The 19,972-nt window shown below is 65.5% G+C and carries 21 protein-coding genes; 12 read left to right on the top strand and 9 right to left on the bottom strand.

Annotation, left to right across the window (positions count from 1 at the left end):
- Nucleotides 1–11: 11 nt before the first annotated feature.
- The 3 genes from AC1VV3_RS04705 to AC1VV3_RS04695 all read right to left on the bottom strand — a co-directional run bounded on the left by AC1VV3_RS04705 (nucleotide 12) and on the right by AC1VV3_RS04695 (nucleotide 5,229).
- The gene (locus tag AC1VV3_RS04705; protein WP_431566949.1) at nucleotides 12–1,442 is read right to left on the bottom strand and encodes an MATE family efflux transporter; all 1,431 of its coding nucleotides are present in this window, start codon (nucleotides 1,440–1,442) and stop codon (nucleotides 12–14) included.
- A 7-nt stretch (nucleotides 1,443–1,449) separates the two neighbouring features.
- A complete protein-coding gene (locus AC1VV3_RS04700) occupies nucleotides 1,450–2,196 on the bottom strand; it encodes a 7-carboxy-7-deazaguanine synthase QueE (RefSeq protein WP_431566948.1) in 747 nt (248 codons plus the stop codon).
- A gap of 363 nt (nucleotides 2,197–2,559) precedes the next feature.
- Nucleotides 2,560–5,229 (bottom strand): valine--tRNA ligase, encoded by a 2,670-nt coding sequence (locus tag AC1VV3_RS04695; protein ID WP_431566947.1) that lies wholly within the window; start codon nucleotides 5,227–5,229, stop codon nucleotides 2,560–2,562.
- A 180-nt stretch (nucleotides 5,230–5,409) separates the two neighbouring features.
- Here AC1VV3_RS04695 and AC1VV3_RS04690 point away from each other — a divergent pair, with 180 nt between their 5' ends.
- From AC1VV3_RS04690 to AC1VV3_RS04670, 5 genes are all read left to right on the top strand, one after another.
- A complete protein-coding gene (locus AC1VV3_RS04690; RefSeq protein ID WP_132263443.1) occupies nucleotides 5,410–6,525 on the top strand; it encodes an ABC transporter permease in 1,116 nt (371 codons plus the stop codon).
- Nucleotides 6,522–7,451, top strand: coding sequence for an ABC transporter ATP-binding protein (locus AC1VV3_RS04685; RefSeq protein WP_243654090.1), 930 nt, complete (start codon nucleotides 6,522–6,524; stop codon nucleotides 7,449–7,451). The genes AC1VV3_RS04690 and AC1VV3_RS04685 overlap by 4 nt, the downstream gene beginning before the upstream one ends.
- Nucleotides 7,452–7,461: 10 nt before the next feature.
- A complete protein-coding gene (locus tag AC1VV3_RS04680) occupies nucleotides 7,462–8,400 on the top strand; it encodes an MlaD family protein (protein ID WP_132263441.1) in 939 nt (312 codons plus the stop codon).
- A gap of 32 nt (nucleotides 8,401–8,432) precedes the next feature.
- Complete coding sequence (locus AC1VV3_RS04675; RefSeq protein WP_243840862.1) at nucleotides 8,433–9,080, top strand: ABC-type transport auxiliary lipoprotein family protein; 648 nt, start codon at nucleotides 8,433–8,435, stop codon at nucleotides 9,078–9,080.
- A 293-nt stretch (nucleotides 9,081–9,373) separates the two neighbouring features.
- Complete coding sequence (locus tag AC1VV3_RS04670) at nucleotides 9,374–9,928, top strand: outer membrane protein (protein WP_431566946.1); 555 nt, start codon at nucleotides 9,374–9,376, stop codon at nucleotides 9,926–9,928.
- 98 nt (nucleotides 9,929–10,026) lie between these two features.
- On the opposite strand, the gene AC1VV3_RS04665 is transcribed toward AC1VV3_RS04670, so the two are convergent.
- The 5 genes from AC1VV3_RS04665 to crcB are packed head-to-tail and all read right to left on the bottom strand — an operon-like array spanning nucleotide 10,027 to nucleotide 13,316.
- A complete protein-coding gene (locus AC1VV3_RS04665) occupies nucleotides 10,027–10,722 on the bottom strand; it encodes an ATP12 family chaperone protein (protein ID WP_132264176.1) in 696 nt (231 codons plus the stop codon).
- Nucleotides 10,719–10,928: a hypothetical protein gene (locus AC1VV3_RS04660; RefSeq protein ID WP_132263437.1), complete on the bottom strand. Its 210-nt coding sequence runs from the start codon at nucleotides 10,926–10,928 to the stop codon at nucleotides 10,719–10,721. Before AC1VV3_RS04660 ends, AC1VV3_RS04665 begins: the two co-directional genes overlap by 4 nt.
- On the bottom strand, nucleotides 10,925–11,575 hold the full coding sequence (locus tag AC1VV3_RS04655) for an HAD-IA family hydrolase (protein ID WP_431566971.1): 651 nt from the start codon (nucleotides 11,573–11,575) through the stop codon (nucleotides 10,925–10,927). The genes AC1VV3_RS04660 and AC1VV3_RS04655 overlap by 4 nt, the downstream gene beginning before the upstream one ends.
- 8 nt (nucleotides 11,576–11,583) lie before the next feature.
- A complete protein-coding gene (locus AC1VV3_RS04650; RefSeq protein WP_431566945.1) occupies nucleotides 11,584–12,909 on the bottom strand; it encodes an RluA family pseudouridine synthase in 1,326 nt (441 codons plus the stop codon).
- Nucleotides 12,906–13,316, bottom strand: coding sequence for a fluoride efflux transporter CrcB (gene crcB, locus AC1VV3_RS04645; protein ID WP_132263433.1), 411 nt, complete (start codon nucleotides 13,314–13,316; stop codon nucleotides 12,906–12,908). Before crcB ends, AC1VV3_RS04650 begins: the two co-directional genes overlap by 4 nt.
- A 117-nt stretch (nucleotides 13,317–13,433) precedes the next feature.
- On the opposite strand from crcB, the gene AC1VV3_RS04640 reads away from it, so the two are divergent.
- The 7 genes from AC1VV3_RS04640 to gatB all read left to right on the top strand — a co-directional run bounded on the left by AC1VV3_RS04640 (nucleotide 13,434) and on the right by gatB (nucleotide 19,487).
- Nucleotides 13,434–14,084 carry a hypothetical protein gene (locus AC1VV3_RS04640; protein WP_431566944.1) on the top strand — a complete coding sequence of 217 codons (651 nt, stop codon included), beginning with the start codon at nucleotides 13,434–13,436 and terminating at the stop codon, nucleotides 14,082–14,084.
- Nucleotides 14,085–14,320: 236 nt separating this feature from the next.
- Nucleotides 14,321–14,527: a 30S ribosomal protein S21 gene (rpsU, locus tag AC1VV3_RS04635; RefSeq protein ID WP_007688176.1), complete on the top strand. Its 207-nt coding sequence runs from the start codon at nucleotides 14,321–14,323 to the stop codon at nucleotides 14,525–14,527.
- A 258-nt stretch (nucleotides 14,528–14,785) separates the two neighbouring features.
- Nucleotides 14,786–15,355 carry an FKBP-type peptidyl-prolyl cis-trans isomerase gene (locus AC1VV3_RS04630; protein ID WP_482961972.1) on the top strand — a complete coding sequence of 190 codons (570 nt, stop codon included), beginning with the start codon at nucleotides 14,786–14,788 and terminating at the stop codon, nucleotides 15,353–15,355.
- Nucleotides 15,356–15,366: 11 nt separating this feature from the next.
- Nucleotides 15,367–15,870 carry an FKBP-type peptidyl-prolyl cis-trans isomerase gene (locus tag AC1VV3_RS04625; RefSeq protein WP_132263428.1) on the top strand — a complete coding sequence of 168 codons (504 nt, stop codon included), beginning with the start codon at nucleotides 15,367–15,369 and terminating at the stop codon, nucleotides 15,868–15,870.
- A gap of 135 nt (nucleotides 15,871–16,005) precedes the next feature.
- Nucleotides 16,006–16,308, top strand: coding sequence for an Asp-tRNA(Asn)/Glu-tRNA(Gln) amidotransferase subunit GatC (gene gatC / locus AC1VV3_RS04620; RefSeq protein WP_134093159.1), 303 nt, complete (start codon nucleotides 16,006–16,008; stop codon nucleotides 16,306–16,308).
- The gene (gatA, locus tag AC1VV3_RS04615) at nucleotides 16,308–17,807 is read left to right on the top strand and encodes an Asp-tRNA(Asn)/Glu-tRNA(Gln) amidotransferase subunit GatA (protein WP_431566943.1); all 1,500 of its coding nucleotides are present in this window, start codon (nucleotides 16,308–16,310) and stop codon (nucleotides 17,805–17,807) included. The genes gatC and gatA overlap by 1 nt, the downstream gene beginning before the upstream one ends.
- Before the next feature lie 177 nt (nucleotides 17,808–17,984).
- On the top strand, nucleotides 17,985–19,487 hold the full coding sequence (gene gatB / locus AC1VV3_RS04610) for an Asp-tRNA(Asn)/Glu-tRNA(Gln) amidotransferase subunit GatB (RefSeq protein WP_431566942.1): 1,503 nt from the start codon (nucleotides 17,985–17,987) through the stop codon (nucleotides 19,485–19,487).
- A 180-nt stretch (nucleotides 19,488–19,667) separates the two neighbouring features.
- Here gatB and AC1VV3_RS04605 read toward each other — a convergent pair whose 3' ends face one another.
- A complete protein-coding gene (locus tag AC1VV3_RS04605) occupies nucleotides 19,668–19,970 on the bottom strand; it encodes a hypothetical protein (protein WP_132263421.1) in 303 nt (100 codons plus the stop codon).
- Between the last annotated feature and the right edge of the window lie 2 nt (nucleotides 19,971–19,972).

Genomic DNA, 19,972 nt, shown 5'->3' with positions numbered 1-19,972 from the left:
GGCGCGCGCGGTCAGGCCTTGAACGCCGCGCGCCACTTGCCCCAGCGGTAGTAGCCGATCGTCAGAGCGACAGTCAGGGCCGAACCGACGGGATAGGACCACCACACCGCGTCGCTGTCGATGACCGGATAGGCGAGCCAGTAGAAGCCCAGACGTCCCGGATAGAGACCCAGGAACATGATTACGAGCGGGGCCACCACGGCGCCATAGGCGCGCATCGTGCCGGTGAGGATCATCGTGATCGACACGATCACGAAGCTGGCCGTGCAGACGAGCTGAATGTGCCGGGCGATCGGCATGGCCGGGCTGTCTCCGCCCAGGAACAATGCCAGCAGCGGGCGGTCGAACAGCACGATCAGCGCCGCCACCAGGGTCGAGAGCGCCAGGTTGGTGACGAGGCCCACTTCGGTCACTTTGCCGACACGGCCATGGTCGCCCGCGCCGAGCGACTGCGCCACCATGGCGCTCACCGCCGAGCCGATCGCGAAAGCGGGCATCTGGAGGTAGTTCCACAATTGCAGCGAGGCCCCGTAGGCTGCCGCGGCGTCCAGCCCCTCGCGGTTGACGAGGCTGACCATGATGAGGCCGGCGGAGGACACCAGCAGCATCTGGGCGCCCATCGGCAGGCCCTTGACGATCACATAGGCCAGTTCAGGGCCGCGCGGCACCAGATAGCCCAGTTCCGGCCCGCGCAGGCGCATCGGCAGGTCCTGCCGGTAGATGCGCCAGAGCTGGTAGACCAGGCCGGCGAAGTTCGCGAAGGCCGTGGCCATGGCCGAGCCGGCGATACCCAGCGTGGGGATCGGGCCGGGCCCGATGATGAGGAGCGGATTGAGCACGATGTCGAGCGCGACCGTCAGGATCATGGCGTAGAGCGGCGTCTTGGAATCGCCCGCGCCGCGCATCCCCATGGAGACCATCATCGACATCGAGCCTAGCGGGATCGTCACGAAGATCACCCGCAAGTAGGCGAGCGCCTCGACCCGGCTGGCCTCGGGCGTGCCGAGCGAATGGAGCAGGGCATCCGCCCCGAACCAGCCGCCGATGCCGCAAAGCCCCGAGAGAACGAGACAGAAGCCCAGCCCGGAGCCGAACGTGCGCCGCGCCGCGTCGATGTCGCGCGCGCCGAAGTGCTGGCCGACGCGCACCGTCGTGGCCATGCCGAAGCCGAACACCAGCGCGAAGAGCAGGAACATGATGACGTTGGCATTGGCCGTTGCCGCCAGCGCGGCCTCGCCCAGCAAGCGCCCGACCCAGATCGCGTTGACCGACCCGTTCAGCGTCTGGAGCACGTTGGAAATCAGCATCGGCACCGAGAAGACCATCAGCGTCTTCAGGATCGGTCCCTGCGTGAGGTCGCCCTTCATCCGCTCCATCTGCCGGGGGGGCTGTCCCTCCTCGGGTTCGGTTTCCCCGTGCGGAATCGGTGATGCCTCGTTCATATGCCCCTCAAGTTCCCCGCGTATCGCCCCAGATGTGTATGTGCAGCCGGTCCGTGAAGCGATAGCCTTCCTGCGTGCATAAATCCGAGAGCCATCCCGACCTCTGCCGGATGACATCGCTGGAGCGACCTTCCGGCATCAGGAATATCCGCTCGGCGGGGATCGCGTGGCGTTCCTGGAGCGCGCGGACTTCGTCCACGTCGGCAGGTTCCGCCACCACGAACTTGAACCAGGCCCGCGGGTCCGCCGCCCAAGCGTCGAGCCGCTCGGGCACCAGCGCCAGTTCCGCCGGGTTGCCGCTGTGCGAGAGCTTGGGGCTGACGTTGTACTGCTGCACCCGTGCGTCGAGGCCCGCATGGGGCGCAACCGAGCCGTTCGTCTCGATCTCGACATGCATCCCCGGTCGCGCCTCGTCGAGCGCCGCCAGCATCCGCGCCAGCTGCGCGCCCTGAAGCAGGGGCTCGCCGCCGGTGATGACCAGCCGGTCGGGCGGAAGGTCGGCCACCATGCGCGCCACGTCGGCTTCTTCGGCCATGACCTGGTTGGCCTTTCGCTCGAACGCAAGCTCGTCCCGATGGAAGCGGTTATCGCCGGAAAAGCGCCAGGTATAGGCGGTGTCGCACCACTCGCAGGCCAGATTGCAGCGCGACAGCCGCACGAAAGTGCTCGGCCGCCCCATGCTGGCGCCTTCGCCCTGAAGCGAGGCGAATACTTCGGGTTCGCCGGGAGTGGTGGTGGCAAGAGCAAGCGTCACGGTATTCTCGAATGCAGTTTGATGGAGCGTGGTTGACACAGTTTACACGGTCCAGGGGAGAAAATGTCACCTTGTGTGGGAGGTGTCATCTTGCGGCTGGTTGCGTGCAGGAAGAGCAGGGCGATCACGCGCGCGAAGGTGTCAGATGCGCGTGATGTAGGAAATCGAAAAAAGTGAGAAGTCCTGGGGGATGATCCCCCAGACCCTCGGAATGTCGAGGTCTCGCCCTGGCTGGCCGTTTTGCGCCCACTGGGAGCCGGGAGACAAATGGCCTGCGGTCGCAAGGAGAGCACGGGCGTGGCTGCGCGCGCGACCTCGCCAGTATCGGGGTGCAGGGGTGTTAACCCCTGCGTTTCCCTTTTCTTATCCCAGCCGCGCCAGCGCCGCAGCCAGACGCTCCGCCTCCGCCGAGTGGTGCGCATGATCCGCACGCGCCTTGTCGATCGCCTCGGGCTTGGCCTTCTCGACGAAGGCCGGATTACCCAAACGCTTGTCGAGCGAATCCCGCTCCTTGACCGAAGCGGCCATGGCCTTTTCGAGGCGCGCCTTTTCCGCCGCAATGTCGATCACGCCTTCCAGCGGGATCGCCAGGGTCGCATCGCCCGCGCCCACCTGCATGGCGGCACCGGCGGGGGCAGCCTCGAAGTGGATCGCATCCAGACGGGCCAGACGGTCGATCGCGGTGCCGTTGCGGCCGATCACCGCGCGGGTCGCGTCGGAAGGGTCGGCGACATAGGCGGTAAGGCGGGCGCCCGGCGCGATGCCGAGTTCGGACTTGGCGCCGCGAAGGTTGCCGATCAGCGCGATCAGCCACTCGACTTCGGCCTTGGCCCCGGCATCGACCGCGGCTTCCGGTGCGGGCCATGCGGCGACGATCAGGTCGTTCTCGCGGGTGCCCATCTTGCTCCACAACTCTTCGGTGACGAAGGGCATGAAGGGGTGGAGCATGACGAGGATCTGGTCGAGCACCCAGCCGGCGACGGCCTTGGTCTCGTCATCGAAGCTGCCCTTGATGAGTTCGATGTACCAGTCGCAGAACTGGTTCCAGACGAAGTGGTAGATCGCATTGGCAGCCGCGTCGAAACGCAAGTCGGCCATGGCCTTGTCCAGCGCGGCGACGGTTTCGACGACTTCGCCGATGATCCACTTGTTGACCGCCGTGGTCGCCTTGGGGGCGGCGACGGAGGTGCTGGCGACGATGCCGTTGGACTGGCAGAAGCGCGCGGCGTTCCACAGCTTCGTGGCGAAGTTGCGGTAACCTTCGACGCGCTTTTCATCCATCTTCACGTCGCGGCCCTGGCTCTCCATGGCAGCCATGAAGAAGCGCAGCGCGTCGGCGCCGTACTTGTCGATCAGGCCCAGCGGATCGACCACGTTGCCCTTGGACTTCGACATCTTCTGGCCATCGGCGGCGCGGACGAGGCCGTGGAGGTAGAGCCGCTTCCACGGCACTTCCTTCATGAAGTGGATGCCCTGCATCGCCATGCGCGCATCCCAGAAGAACAGGATGTCGAAGCCGGAAACGAGCAGGTCGTTCGGATAGTGCTTCTTCAGCAGCGGCGCATCTTCATCAGGCCAGCCGAGCGTGGCGAAGGGCCAGAGCGCGGAGGAGAACCAGGTATCCAGCACGTCGTTGTCGCGGGTCAGCTTCTTGTTGCCGGCCTGCGCCTGTGCCTCTTCCTCGGTTTCGGCGACGAAGATTTCGCCGTCTTCCGAATACCACGCCGGGATGCGGTGGCCCCACCAGAGCTGGCGGGACACGCACCAGGGCTGGATGTTTTCCATCCAGTTGAAGAAGGTCTTTTCCCAGGTCTTGGGGACGATCTCGATGGCGCCCGAGCGGACGGCTTCCATCGGCGGGCCGGCCAGCGTCTGCGCATCCACGTACCACTGGTCGGTCAGCCAGGGTTCGATGACCACGCCGCTGCGGTCGCCGAACGGGGTCTGGATCACGCGATCCTCGACCTTTTCGAGCAGGCCGTCATCCTCCAGGAATGCGACGATCGCCTTGCGCGCCTCGAACCGGTCCATGCCGATGAACTGCGCGGGGACGAGGCCGTCCTGCGTCTGGCAGACCTTGGCATCGGCATCGAGCATGTTGAGCATGTCGCCGGCCTTGAAGCCTGCGCGCTTGCCCACCTCGAAGTCGTTGAAATCATGACCCGGGGTGATCTTCACCGCGCCGGAGCCCAGTTCGGGATCGGCATGCTCGTCCGCAACGATGGGAATCTCGCGGCCGGTGAGCGGCAGGGTGACGGTGGCGCCGCGTGCAAGGAGTTCCTTGTAGCGTTCATCCTCCGGGTTCACCGCGACGGCCATGTCGGCCAGCATCGTTTCGGGGCGGGTGGTGGCGACGTGGATGTGGCCCGAACCGTCCGAAAGCGGATACTTGATGTGCCAGAAGTGGCCGTTGGTCTCGCGCGTTTCGACCTCAAGGTCGGAAATGGCGGTGCGGAACTTGGGGTCCCAGTTCACCAGGCGCTTGTCGCGGTAGATCAGGCCCTGCTTGTGCAGATCCACGAAGACCTTGACCACGGCCTTGGTGAAGTGCGGGTCCATCGTGAACTGCTCGCGGCTCCAGTCCATCGAGCAGCCCAGGCGGCGCAGCTGGCCGGTGATGGTGCCGCCGGATTCGGCCTTCCATTCCCAGACCTTCTCGATGAACTGCTCACGCGTGTAGTTGGCGCGCTTGTCTTGCTTGGCCTCCATCTGGCGCTCGACCACCATCTGCGTGGCGATGCCGGCGTGGTCGGTGCCGACCACCCAGAGCGCGTCCTTGCCCTTCAGGCGTTCGTGACGGATCACGATGTCCTGCAGCGTATTGTCCAGCGCGTGGCCGATGTGGAGCGATCCGGTGACGTTCGGCGGCGGGTTCACGATGGTGAACGGCTGCGCGTCAGGGCGTTCGGGGCGGAAAAGGCCTTCGCCTTCCCAGTGCTGGTACCACTTCGCCTCGATCTGGGCGGGGTCGAAAGTCTTGTCCAGCGCGGCTTCGGGCGCGGTTTCGGGGGAGGCTTCTGGAGTGTCGGTCATGGCGCCGCGCTTTGCCAGTGCGGGGCGTCATTCGCAAGTGCCGCCAACACGGGATGCCGCCATAGTCGCGGGACGTGCATAAAGGATGGCTCCAATACGGTTGCGATTGCGAAATGAACAATTCGCCGCGCCGGGGGAACCCCTTGCCGGTACAGGCATTTTCCCCCAATACGAGCACACATGCGGGAATGGGCTGAATTCACTCTGTCGGAAAGCGACCAGGACGGCGTCCAGACTGTGGCGCTGAAGGGGCCGTTGCGCGTCCATTCTCTGGGCAATCTCGACCACAAGCTGGCCGCCTTGCACGGCCCGTTCGACCGGATCGACATGTCCGGCGTCACCGATATCGACACCACCGGCGCCTGGCTCGTCTGCCGCTATGCAAGCGAGCATAACCTTGAAGTCGTGGGTGAAAGCGACCAGGCCAAGCACCTGTTCGCGGCGATCGGCCGCGTCCCTGACGAACAGCCTGAGATCGAGCCGGAACGGCCTCTTCTGGTCCGCACGGTGGGCGAACTCGGTGATCTCGTGGTCGGCTGGGGGCACGGGCTGGTCCGCTCTGTCGGCTTCCTGGGGGAGCTGATCTCGGCGCTCGGCGCGGCTATCCGGCACCCCTCGCGGCTTCGGGGCACGGCGCTGGTGCATCACATGCAGCATGTGGGCGTCAACTCGCTGTGGATCGTCGGGTTGATGAGCTTCCTCATCGGCATCGTCATCGCCCAGCAGGGCGCGGTGCAGCTGGCGCAGTTCGGCGCCGAAATCTACACGATCAACCTCACCGGCCGGCTCGCGATGCGCGAACTGGGCATCCTGATGACCGCGATCATGGTCGCGGGGCGCTCGGGCTCGGCCTTTGCGGCGCAGATCGGCACGATGAAGTTGACCGAGGAGGTGGACGCCATGCGCACCATCGGCGTCTCGCCGATGCAGGCTCTGGTGGTTCCGCGCGTGCTGGCGGCGATGCTGATGATGCCGCTGCTCGGCTTCTATTCCACGGTGCTGGCGATCATCGGCGGCGCCTTCATCGCGAATTTCGCGCTCGATATTCCGTTCTGGACTTTCCTTCAGCGCACTCAGGAAGTCGTGCCGATCACTGACGTCTGGGTGGGCTTGCTCAAGGCCCCCGTCTTCGCGCTGATCGTCGCCCTCGCAGGCTGCTATCAGGGGATGCAGGTGACCTCGAACGCCGAGGAAGTGGGCGCGCGCACCACCCAGGCGGTGGTCACGGCGATCTTCACCGTGATCGTGCTCGACGCCTTCTTCGCGATCTTCTTCACCAAGATCGGCTGGCAATGATCGAAAGCGAAAGCCTTCAGGCGGAGCCGGCGGAAACCGCCGCCGATTCCGATGAGAAATTCCCGATCGTGGTCGAGGGGCTGCGCAATGCCTTCGGCGATCACGTCATTCACGAGAATCTCTCGCTCAAGGTCCGTAGGGGTGAGATTCTGGGCGTCGTCGGCGGATCGGGCACCGGCAAATCGGTGCTGATGCGCTCGATCATCGGGCTCCAGCAGCCGGAATCGGGCGAGATCACCGTGCTCGGTCATCACATGGGCGATTCCACCGATGAGGAAGGCCGCGACTTGCGCTCCCGGTGGGGCGTCTTGTTCCAGGGCGGCGCCTTGTTCTCGACCTTGACCGTGGGTGAGAACGTGGAAGTGCCGCTCAAGCAGTTCTATCCCGAAATCACCGACCAGATGCGCGGCGATATCGCGCGCTTCAAGGTCCGGCTCGCGGGCCTGTCGGAAGAATCCGCTTACAAGTATCCCAACGAGCTTTCGGGCGGCATGCGCAAGCGTGCCGGCCTGGCGCGGGCGCTGGCGCTCGATCCCGAACTTCTGTTTCTGGACGAGCCGACCGCCGGCCTCGACCCGATCGGTGCCGCCGCTTTCGACCGGCTGACGCGCGGGTTGAAGGAGACGCTCGGGCTGACGGTATTCCTCATCACTCACGATCTCGATACGCTTCACGCCATTTGCGATCGCGTGGCGGTGCTGGCGGACAAGCAGGTGATCGCCGTGGGCACGATCCCGGAATTGCTGGCGCTCGATCACCCCTGGATCCAGGAATATTTCAACGGCCCGCGCGGCCGTGCCGCGCTGGGCGCGAAAGACGAGATTTCGATGAACGACGACGCGCTTGTCGCGCAGGACGGTTCCCCTCCCGAAGGACCGGCCGTGGACAGCAGCAACGGGCGCGATATCAACGGACGCGGGGCATAGGGTAATCAGCATGGAAACACGGGCCAATCATATCTGGGTCGGAGCCGTCACGCTGGTCCTTCTGGCGACCCTGGCGGCGTTCATCATCTGGATTGCGCGCCTGAACGATGGTGCGCGCAACGAATACGACATCTTCTTCAAGCAATCGGTCGATGGCCTGGCCAAGGGGTCGGGCGTCGATTACGCGGGCGTGCCGGTAGGGCAGATCAAGGAAATCGAGCTGTGGCCGCAGGATCCCAGCTTCATCCGCGTGCGGGTGAAGGTGGACAAGAAAGTGCCCGTCACCGTCGGCACCACCGCCACGATACAGGGCAGCTTCACCGGCGTTGCCGATATCCAGCTTGAAGGCGCCGTGAAGGATGCGCCGCTGCTGACCGAGCCGGGTCCGGAAGGCGTGCCGGTCATCCCCACCAAGCGCGGCGGCCTGGGTGAAATCCTGTCGAACGCTCCGCTGTTGCTGGAGCGCCTGGCGACGCTGACCGAAAACCTCAACCTGCTCCTCTCGGAAGAGAACCGCCGGTCGATCACCGGTATTCTCAAGAACACCGACAAGATGACCAAGGATCTTTCGTCGGCGACGCCGCAAGTGAAGCAGACCCTGGCCGAACTTCAGGGCACGCTCAACCAGGCGACCCGCACGCTGACCGCGTTCGAAGGCGTGGCCGGCAAGGCCGACAGTCTTCTGGGCGATCAGGGCAATTCGCTGGCCGAGCAGCTCCGCAACACGCTGGGCGCGGCGCAGAAGTCGATGGAGACGCTGGACCAGACCCTGCAGCATGCGCAGCCGGCCTTCGATCAGGTCTCGCAGCAGACGCTTCCCGCCGCCGAAGCTGCGATCCGCGACTTGCGCGCCACCAGCAAGGCGCTGCGCAACGTGACGGAAAAGATCGACGAGCAGGGCGCTGGCGCGCTCATCAAGGGGCAGAAGCTGCCCACGTACAAGCCATGAACGGGCGATCCATGCGCCTGCACGAACCGAGAATGAAGATGGGAACCGCGATGAAGCTCCGGCACAAGACCCCGATCCTCGGCGGCGCGCTTGCAGCCGCGGCAGCCCTGGCGCTTTCGGGCTGCATCAGCCTGGCGCCCAAGGCCCCCGACCTGCTGCTGCGCCTGACGCCGGACCAGACCGCGCCGGCCGGTTCGCAGGCCACCGGGCAGATCTCCGAGGCCATTGTCGTGCTCGATCCCGAAGCCGATCGCAGCCTGGACGTGCTGCGCGTGCCGGTGAGGGTGGACGGATCGACCCTGTCCTATCTCAAGGACGGCTGGTGGATTGAAAAGCCGAGCCGTCAGTTCCGCTCGCTTCTGGCAGAGACCTTGCGGGCCCAGACCGGCCAGCTCGTCGTCGAAGGCGGCGATTTCGAGGTCACCGGCAAGACGCTGATCGGCGGAAGGCTGCTGCAGATGGGCTATGACGTCCCCACGTCATCGGTCATCGTGCGTTTCGACGCGATCCGCACCGAGCGCAGCGGCCCGCTCGTGACCCGGCGGTTCGAGGCGATCGTGCCGGGCGTGAAGGCGGAAGCAGCCTCGGTCGGTCCGGCGCTCAACAAGGCGGCGAATGACGTTGCCAACCAGGTCGCCACCTGGGTGAAAAGCGGCGGGGCAAGCGCTGCGCCTCAATAATCATGACAATTGCTGTAAGTAATTGTCGCATTTGGGTGCAGGGTCGAGGTAAGTAGGAGGCGATTTGGAATTTTAATTCAGACGCCTCTTTTTATTTTTTCGCCCATTTTCTGTTTTCCAGAAATCCGCAGTCGGCCTTCATTCTTGAGGGCGGTGTTGTGGTAAAAACATCACAATGACACTTCTGTGACGTGACTTGTTCAGTGCGCTGTATTGAAAGCATTTTCCTGCGCTGTATTCGGCCCGGACCCCGCGGCCGCAACGGCCGGGTAAAACAGAATGCAGGAGCTACCATGAACAAGTTCGCCCTTCTTGGCGCCGTCGCCCTTTTTGCCGCGCCCGTCGCCGCCAATGCGCAGGCTTATGTCCAGGCTCAGACCGGTCTCGACAGCGTTTCGGTCAATGGCGGTTCGTCGGAAGGCCTGACTTACGGCGTGGCCGCAGGTTATGATTTCCCGGTGCGCGAAGCCTTGTTCTTCGGCATCCAGGCGGGCATTTCGGGCAGCACCACCAAGGAATGCGCAACCGATCTCCTGGCTACCGGGGACAAGCTCTGCGTTCGCGCCGGCCGCGATCTCTCCGCGATTGCCCGCGTCGGCACCAATGTCGGTGACACGACCAAGCTCTACGTGCTGGGTGGCTACACCAATGCCCGGCTGCGCGTGACGTACAACGACGGCGTCAACAAGGACAGCGACGGCGTCAACCTCGACGGTTTCCGCCTTGGCGCCGGTTTTGAACATGACTTCGGTGGCAACCTGTTCGGCAAGGTCGAATACAACTATTCGAACTTCGAACAGGGCTACAGCCGCCACTACGGCCTTGCCGGTCTTGGCGTGAAGTTCTGATCAGAGCCAAGTCTGCACGGCGGCTCTGCCGCGTGAGGCTATAAAAAAAGCCCGCTCCGGTTCGACCGGGGCGGGCTTTTCGGCTTTTTCGTGCAGCTTCAGGCGCGCGCCAGTGCGGCCAGCCGGATCGCCAGCTTGAACGCCTCGAACCTTGCGGCGCGGCGTTCGGCGGCTTCCCAGTCTTCGCCCCAGAGTTCGACCTGCCAGTCTTCTTCGAGGTTGGCCGCGTTCCACAGGGCCTCGGCATCGGCATCGGACCGAATCGCCGCCATGGCGATCACCAGCGACGCGGCAAGGCTGGAGAGCATCTTCAGCGCCGCCAGCGCAAAGTCGTTCTCGGCGGCGAGGGCGGTTTCCAGCCGCGCCAGCGTTTCGGCGGGCTGAGGCTTGTGGAGCACGCCGGAAATGCGGGCGAAGCGGATGTCGTAGCGCTGTTCGGCTTGCGCCAGCAGGGGCTCCCACAAGGCCAGCTGGCGCTGGTAGAGCGCGTCCTCGGGATCGCCGCGATAGCAGAGCGTGTCGGTTTCGGCATAAGGCAGCACGTCACGCACGGTCTGCGCCCGGTCCTGGGCGACGGCGTCGATCGCGAAGTCGGCCAGGTCGCGCAAGTGGAAGGACTGGGCGTCGATCTGCTCGCCCTGCGCGGCCCATTCGGCGGCCAGCGCTTCGGCCAGCGCGCGGGTGGGGACGATCTGCGCGCGGCCGCCGGCCGTCCTGATGGGGCGGCCGTCCAGCAGCACGCGCCACTGGCCATCGATCTCCCCGACGCCGGCTTCCTTGTAGAAGCGCTTCATCGCGGACTGCGCCATTTGCGGGCGAGGATCTTGGGGACGACGAAGACGTCGACAAGGCCGTTGGCGATCAGCAGGTAGCCGAGCCAGAGCGGCGCGGCGAGCTTGTTGGCGCCGATCGCCATGCCCGCAATCACGCAGGCGACGCCGAACAGGCGCACGAGCTGGATCGTGGCGAAGCGGGCCTTTGCGGGGTCTTTCTCGCTCACGTCAGCAGGTACTCCATGAGGTCGTTCGGCGCTTCGCAGACCTTTTCGGCGCCGGCCTCGATCAGTTCGCGCGGGTGATGATAGCCCCAATCCACGCCGACGGCACGGGTCCCGGCGGCCCGGGCCATCTTCATGTCATAGGCCGTGTCACCGATCATCACGGCGGCTTCCGGCATCGCCCCGGCCTCTATCAAGGCTTCCTCCAGCATCGCGGGATGCGGCTTGGAGGGATGGCGGTCGGCGGTCTGGAGCGTGACGAAAAGATCGGAAATCCCGTTCGCCGCCAGGCAATGCGTCAGGCCGCGATCGGACATGCCGGTAGCGACCGCGAGCGTCCAGCCGCGGGCGTGGAGCGTGCGCAGGCAATCCTCGATACCGGGGAACAGGGGTTGCGACACGCGCCCCTCTTCGCGGGCCTGGCGGAACGACACCTTGTAGGCCTCGGCCATGGCGTCCTGCTGGCGCTCGTCGCTTTCCGGCAGCAGCTGGCGGATGGCCTGCGGCAGCGAGAGGCCCACCGCGCGCCGGATCAGGGCGCGGGAGGGGGCGACCAGGCCGAATTCGGCGAAGCTCGCCTCCATCGCCTCGCAGATCGGCGCCTGGCCATCGACCAGCGTGCCGTCGCAATCGAAGACGGCGAGCTTCACGGACGTGGTCACCGCTTACCTCGCGGCGACGACGGACCACCTGCAGAGGGACGCGCGCCGCCGGGGCGGGGGGCGGGCTTGCCAGAGGGCTTGCCAGTGGGCTTGGAAGCGGGCCTGGAAGCGGGCTTGGCGCCGGGCCCGGCCTTGGCCGCCGGCCTGCCCGCGGGTTTTCCGGCAGGCTTGGCACCCAGCTTGCTGCCGGGCTTGCCCGAAGGCTTGCCGCGCGAACCGGGGCGTTCCGAGCTGCCGTCGCGGCGTGAGCGTCGTTCGCCGCGGCGTTCCTTGCGGTACTGCTTGGCATGGGCCTTGGCCATGCGCTTCTCGTCGTCCTTCCCGGGCGCCGGGGGCGCTTCGGGCAATTCGGCACCGTCGTTCTCGTCGAAGCCGAGCGAGGCCAGCGAATTGGCGAAATGCTCGGGCAGGGGGGCGGTCACGTCGAGCGGCACGCCGTCCGGGTGATCGATGATCAGGCGGCGCGCATGAAGGTGCATCTTGCGGCTGATCGTGCCCGAGAGGAACGCTTCCTGGCCGCCGTACTTGCCATCGCCGACGATGGGGTGGCCAATGGCGGCCATGTGGACGCGAAGCTGGTGGGTACGACCGGTCAGCGGGTGGAGTTCCACCCAGGCGGCGCGGTTGCCGGCGCGATCGAGCACGCGGTAGCGGGTGCGGGCCGACTGGCCGCCTTCCTCATCGACGTGCATCTTCTCGCCGCCGGTGCCCGGCTGCTTGGCGAGCGGCAGCTCGATCATACCGTCGTTGATGCTCGGCACGCCGACCACCAGCGCCCAGTAGATCTTGCGCGCGGTGCGACCGGAGAACCGCTTGGAGAAGAACGCCGCGCTGCCCGGCGTGCGGGCGACCAGCAGAACGCCCGAGGTGTCCTTGTCGAGGCGGTGGACCAGGCGCGGACGCGGACCCTTTCCGGCATAAGCGTCGAGCAGGCCGTCGACGTGCTCCTTCATGCCCGAGCCGCCCTGCGTGGCGAGGCCCGGCGGCTTGTTGAGCACGATGGCGGCGCGGTCCTGCGTGAGGACCATGGCGTCGGCGCGTTCGATCTCTTCCTCGGTCAGTTCGCGGCGCGGGCGCGATCCGCCCAGGCCGGGCTTGGCCTCGCCGCCCGGCGGTACGCGCAGGACCTGCCCGGGCGTCAGGCGGGTATCGACATCGGCGCGCTTGCCGTCGACGCGGATCTGCCCGGTTCGCGCCCAGCGCGAGACCATGGCGAAGCCCACTTCGGGCAAGTGGCGCTTGAACCAGCGATCGAGACGAACGCCTTCATCGTCGCGGCCTACGGTAAATTGGCGGACAGTGTCCGAATTGTCGCGGCTCATGCGGCGACTCCCTTCATGATGGAAAGACCGGCAAACAGCGCGGCGAAGCCTGCGATCAGCGTGATCGCGACATAGAAAGCCGCAAGACCGACCTGCCCGCGCGAGACGAGGGCAATGGTATCGAGGCTGAACGAGGAAAACGTGGTGAAGCCGCCTAATACGCCGACGCCGATAAGCAGGCGAGCGCTCTCGCCCTCGGTGCCGCGCAGCAGTAGCCAGCCGGCCAGCACGCCCATGGCAAGGCTGCCGACGACATTGACGGTCAGGGTGCCATAGGGAAACGCGCCGGCGCGGACAGGTCCGATGGCGGTGGTCCAGGCCAGCCCGGCGAGATACCGGAGCCAGGAGCCTAGACCGCCGCCGAACGCCACGAAGAGCGAGGAGGCAAGAAAGGAAGGTTGGGACATCGCGCCGCCTTAGCCGCGAATGCGCAGTTTTCCAATCGTCGCCGTCCGAACCGTCCGGCAGGGCAGTCGTCTATAAAGGTTCCAGGGTGCGACCCCACTCCGCAAGGAGACATAATAATGCAAATCTCATCGTCGACGAGCGCGCTGAGCGCTCTTTTCAATCCGCGTCAGGACATGGACGACAAGATCTCGACCGCGGTCGGCAATGGATCGATCAGCGATACGGACGCCTCGGCGCTCGAATCGGCCCTCGATTCGATCGACGACGCGCTCGGTACGAGCGGATCGGCCAGCCGGCTCGCGCCTTCGCAGATGAAGGATCGGATCGATTCGCTGATCTCCGACCAGGTGGAGAATGGCACGCTCAGCGAGGACCAGGCGAGCGCCTTGCAGTCGCTGTTCGCGCAAGGCCCGTCGCAAGGCGGCGATGCGGGCGCTGCGGGTGAAGGTGGCTCCGGCGGACCAGGCGGGCCGGGCGGCCCCGGTGGTCCCGGTGGCCCTCGCGGCGCGGGCGGTCCGCCTCCCGGCGGCGGGTCCGTCGAGGAAGCCGACGAAACCGACGAAACCGAGGCGACGGACGAAACGGATGAAACCGATTCGACCGACGATACCGAAGAGACCGACGAAGCCGACGCGACTCTCGCAGCCGTGCAGGCGTTTCTCGAGAACCTGAAGGCCCAACAGGCCGAGGGAACGACCTATACTGCTTCGGCGGCGACCTCGGCTGCGGTTTCCGCCGCGGGCCTGGTCGTGGATCAACTGGCCTGATCCTTTCTATCGGTGTATAAGTGCTCTCCATCGGGGCTTCAAAACCCGGTGGAGAGCGCATCCGGGCCAAGAAAACGGCCAAGGTTGCTTGCCTTCCGGTGCTGGCAGTGCTAGCGGCCCCCAACTTCGAGCCGACCCCGCCATGGGATTCGGTGCAAATTCGTGTTTTTCTTTCAGGGTACCTTCCGCGTCGGAATGCGGAATTCGTACTTTTGATTTGTGAGGTGTGTCGGTTTATGCAGATTCTCGTCCGCGACAATAACGTCGATCAGGCTCTTCGTGCGCTCAAGAAGAAGCTGCAGCGTGAAGGCGTCTACCGCGAGATGAAGCTGCGCCGTCACTACGAAAAGCCGTCGGAAAAGCGCGCTCGCGAAAAGGCCGCCGCTGTGCGTCGCGCCCGCAAGCTGGAGCGTAAGCGCATGGAGCGTGACGGCGCCAAGTAAGATCGGCGTCGGCCCCGCCCGGTGGGCGGGGTTGCGGCAGCGCATGGTTCCCGTTTCCGAGCGGGCCTCGCGCAAGGATGCCGCTACAGTCAGGATCGTGATGACACGATTGTGATTGGCACATCTTAAATTGCTCGGCTTGCGGCTTGAACGCCGCTCCGGCTTGAGCCATGAGGGCGCGGAAATTTCCATCCGCGCCCTTTGTGCATCTGCCGTGCAGGTGTTCCTGGCGGGCGAACCCGAACGAGGCCCTAGACCATGACTGAGATCACTCGCGTTCCGCTGCAGCCGATTGAAAAGGGCTCGCTGGGCAAGATCTGGCTCGGCGTCGCTGCAATCGCGCTGGCCGCGGGTGGTGTCGCCTATGCTGCCCTGCCGCCGCAGGTCCATGTCAAGACGCTGACCGCCGGCACCGGCGAATTGCCGACCGTGGCGGATGTGGTGCTCATCAACTACAAGGGCACGCTGCCTGACGGTAAGGTCTTCGACCAGGCCCAGCAGGTGCCGATGGCGCTCAACGAAGTGATCCCGGGCTTCTCCAAGGCGCTGGTGAAGATGCAGCGCGGCGGCAAGTACGACGTCGAGATTCCCGCGAAGCTTGCTTACGGCGACAAGGCCGTGGGCCAGATCCCGGCAAACACGGACCTGAACTTCGAGATCGAGCTGCTGGACTTCAAGAGCCGCGCCGAGATCGAACAGCAGCAGCGCCTGATGCAGCAGCTCCAGCAGATGCAGGGCGGCGGTGCTCCTGGCGCACCCGGCGCGGCCATCCCCGGCGGCGCCCTTCCGGGCGGTGCCGTGCCCGGCGCCGAAGGCCCGGCACGCTGATCGCGTCCTTCATGAACCGCAAGATCGGCTCTTCGCTTCTGGCGCTGGCTTTCGTCCTGCCTGCCGCGGCTCCGGCCGCCGCGCAGGAAAAGGCCGCGCCGGCTGTCGGCTCCACCGCTGCCGCGCCGGCCCGCAAGGTCGCCGTCACCACGCTGACCGCGGGGCAGGGCGAAAAGCCCACCCGTGAGGACTATGTGCTGGTGAGCTACAAGGGCATGCTCAAGGACGGCACCGTGTTCGACCAGAACGAGCAGATGCCGATGGCGGTTGGAAGCGTCGTGCCCGGCTTCGCCGACGGCCTCGTGCAGATGCAGCGCGGCGGCAGCTATCGCCTGGAGATCCCTTCGGAGCTGGCCTACGGCGCCGAGGGCGGCGGACCGATTCCGCCGAATTCGGATCTCGTCTTCGAAGTCACCTTGCTGGACTTCAAGACCCAGGCCGAGCTGGACGCGATGATCGCGGCACAACAAGGTCAAGGCCAGGAGCAGGCGCAACCGGGGCAATCCGGCCAGTAACGCGCCTGCCAATAGCACATCGGGGCGTGCTCCTCGCGGAGGCGTCCCTGCTTGAAGCAAATTCGGCCGGGTGCTAGCTGCCCGGACTGATCTCCCGGCGTGGTGCGCCATGCCGGTCAAACCTGAAGGAAAGCCATGTCGGTCGATACCGCAACCGTTGCGAAGATCGCCAGCCTTGCCCGCATCAAGGTGAGCGAGGCTGAAATCGAGGCGATGGTCCCCGAACTCAACGGCATTCTCGCCTGGGTGGAGCAACTCGGCGAAGTCGATACCTCGAACGTCGAGCCGATGACCGCCGTCATCCCCAACACGCTGCGCCTGCGCGACGACGTGATCGATGCCGATCCGCTGACCGGTGGCAACAAGCGCGATGCCGTTCTGGCCAATGCTCCCGCCGCCGAACACGGCTTCTTCGGCGTGCCCAAGGTGATCGAATAATGCCCGATACTTCAAACTCTCTTACGGAACTCGGCGTCGCGCAGATCCGCGACGGCGTTGCGAACGGCGATTTCTCCGCTGTCGAAGTGGCAGAAGCGTTCAACGCCAATGTCGCCGCCGCGCAGGAAGCGCTGAACGCCTTCATCATCGCCACGCCCGAAAAGGCGATCGAAGCCGCACAGGCCACCGATGCCAAGCGCGCGCGCGGCGAAGCGCTCGGCAAGATGGGCGGCGTGCCGATCGGCATGAAGGACCTGTTCGCGACTTTCGACGTGCAGACCACGGCCGCCAGCCACATGCTGGAAGGCTTCAAGCCGCAGTACGAATCGACCGTCTCGCAGAAGCTGTGGGACGCCGGCGCGGGCATGCTGGGCAAGCTCAACCTTGACCAGTTCGCCATGGGCTCGTCGAACGAGACCAGCTACTTCGGCAATGTGATCTCGCCGTGGAAGCGGAATGACGGCGGCAACGCCGCGCTGGCTCCGGGTGGTTCCTCGGGCGGTTCGTCGTCGGCTCTCGCCGCGCGTCTCTGCCCGGCGGCGACCGGCACGGATACCGGCGGCTCGATCCGCCAGCCTGCTGCGTTCACCGGCACCACCGGCATCAAGCCGACCTACGGCCGTTGCTCGCGCTGGGGCGTGGTCGCTTTCGCCAGTTCGCTCGACCAGGCAGGCCCGATGGCCCGCTCGGTGCAGGACTGCGCGATCATGCTCGAAGCCATGGCCGGTTTCGACGCCAAGGATTCGACCAGCCTCGACCTGCCGGTGCCGAACTGGGAAGCGGCGCTTTCCGGCGACATGAAGGGCAAGAAGGTCGGCATTCCCAAGGAATACCGCGTCGACGGCCTGGACGACGACGTGTCGAAGTCGTGGGACGACGGCATCGCCTGGTTGAAGGATGCGGGCGCGGAGATCGTCGAGATCTCGCTGCCGCACACCAAGTACGCGCTGCCGACATACTACATCATTGCGCCTGCCGAAGCCTCGTCCAACCTCGCGCGCTATGACGGCGTGCGTTATGGCCTTCGCGACCTCCCGGACGGTGCCAACCTTCAGGACATGTACGCCGCTACCCGCGCCGCCGGTTTCGGCCCCGAGGTGAAGCGCCGCATCCTGATCGGCACGTACGTGCTCTCGGCCGGCTTCTACGACGCCTACTACACGCAGGCCCAGAAGGTCCGCGCGCTAATCGCGCAGGACTTCGCGCATGCCTTCGAGCAGTGCGACGTGATCCTCGCGCCGACCGCGCCCTCGGCCGCTTTCGGCCTGGGCGAGAACGTCGACGATCCGCTGAAGATGTACCTCAACGACGTCTTCGCGGTCCCGGCCTCGCTCGCGGGTCTTCCGGCGATGTCGGTCCCGGCCGGCCTCAACCGTGAGGGTCTGCCGCTGGGTCTTCAGGTCATCGGCAAGGCTTTCGACGAACAGGGCGTGCTGAACGCCGGTCTCGCGCTTGAACAGCGCGCGCAGTTCGCGGCCAAGCCGGAGAAGTGGTGGTAGACTGGTTTACCCTTCTCGACCTGCTGGTAAGTCTCGGGGACCTTGTTCCCCGCAGCAAGCACAAGAGAGGGGACGACCGACCCGCTCGTCGGCGCAAGACGCCGGAGCGGGAAAGGAATGACGGGGAGGGGCAGCGGCACCTGCTGCTGCGTCGCCCCAGGAGTGGACCGAAACACGATGACTGAATCAACCTATCGCATCCAGGGCGCCACCGGTGACTGGGAGGTCGTGATCGGCCTCGAAGTCCACGCGCAGGTCACCTCGAACTCCAAGCTGTTCTCCGGCTCGGCGACGGCATTCGGTGCGGAGCCGAACAGCCAGGTCTCGCTGATCGACGCGGCGATGCCGGGCATGTTGCCGGTGCTGAACGGGGAATGCATCCGTCAGGCCGTGCGCACCGGCATGGCGATCGAGGCGCAGATCAACAAGTGGTCGCGCTTTGACCGCAAGAACTACTTCTACGCCGACCTTCCGCAGGGCTACCAGATCAGCCAGCTCTACCACCCGATCGTGGGTGAGGGCTCGCTGACCATCGACGCGGACGAGAAGGCAGGGATCCCGGCCGACAAGGTCATCGGCATCGAGCGCATCCACGTCGAACAGGACGCGGGCAAGCTGATGCATGACCAGCATCCGACGATGTCCTATGTCGACCTCAACCGTTCCGGCGTCGCGCTGATGGAAATCGTCAGCCGTCCGGACATGGCCTCCCCCGCCGAAGCCGGCGCCTACCTGTCGAAGCTGCGCACGATCCTGCGCTATGTCGGCTCGTGCGACGGCAACATGGACCAGGGCTCGATGCGCGCCGACGTCAACGTTTCGGTGCGCAAGCCCGGTGACGAACTCGGCACCCGTACCGAGACCAAGAACGTCAACTCCGTGCGCTTCGTCATGCAGGCGATCGAGCACGAGGCCAGCCGTCAGGTCGACGTGCTGGAAGCGGGCGGCAAGATCGTGCAGGAAACCCGCCTGTTCGACCCCACCACCGGCTCGACGCGTTCGATGCGCTCGAAGGAAGACGCGCACGACTATCGCTACTTCCCCGATCCGGACCTGCTGCCGCTGGAACTGGACGATGCCTTCCTGGAAGCATGCCGTGCCAGCCTGCCGGAACTGCCAGACGCCAAGCGCGCCCGCTATGAAGGCGAACTGGGGCTTTCCGCCTACAACGCCGCCGTGCTGACCGCCGACGTCGATACCTTCGCGTGGTTCGAGGCGCTGCTGGCCGAAACCGCTTCGGCGCAGGGCAAAGCGCCCGCCGAAGTGGCCAAGCAGGCGGCCAACTGGCTGATCTCCGAGTTCTTCGGCGCGCTCAACAAGCAGGGCAAGAGCCTTGAAGACTCGCCGATCAACCACGAGCAGGCGGCGGAACTGCTGGCGCTTGTCGGCAAGGGCACGATCTCGGGCTCGATCGCCAAGCAGGTGCTGGAAACGATGTTCGAGACCGGCGACAATGCCGGTGTCATCGTCGAGCGCGAGGGCCTGAAGCAGGAATCGGACACCGGCGCCATCGAGGCCAAGGTGGACGAGATCCTCGCCGCCAATGCCGACAAGGTCGCGCAGTACCGCGAAGGCAAGGTCGCGCTGTTCGGCTTCTTCGTCGGCCAGACGATGAAGGCCATGGCCGGCAAGGGCAACCCGCAGGTGGTGAACGAGATCCTCAAGGCCAAGCTGGGCTGATCTTGCGCCTGAACGAATAGAAAAAGCCCCGGAAAAGCAGAGCGCTTTTCCGGGGCTTTTTCGTTGTGCGGCGTGAGGTCCGCTCGGCAGTGACCCGGTTCGCCGGGGCCGGCCATTCCGGAAAACCCGGCGTCACGCCGGCGCGGGCGGCAGGTCTCATCCCGCCGCCGCACTCCCGGATCAGCTCGTTTTCGTGCCCTCCAGCGGCATGGTGCCGAAGAACCCGGCCTTGATCGTGCCGGTCAGCGCGGTTCCGTCGACCGTGGCCTTGCAGTCGAGGTCGATCGGCATGGGCGAAGTCATCTTCATCTTCCAGCTCAGCTGGTTGCCGCTGATGGTGCCGCCGCGCAGCTCCATCGTGCCGAGATCGCCCGTGATCTGGCCGGTGAAAGTGTCACCTTCGGGCACGATGGTCAGCGTGCCCTTCTGGTGGCCCATCGGGGTCTTGGTCGAGCATTCGTAAGTTCCGCCGAGCAGCGACATTC

The sequence above is a fragment of the Novosphingobium sp. BL-S-34 genome, from assembly GCF_056857015.1.
This window is presented reverse-complemented; position numbering and strand designations above follow the sequence as displayed.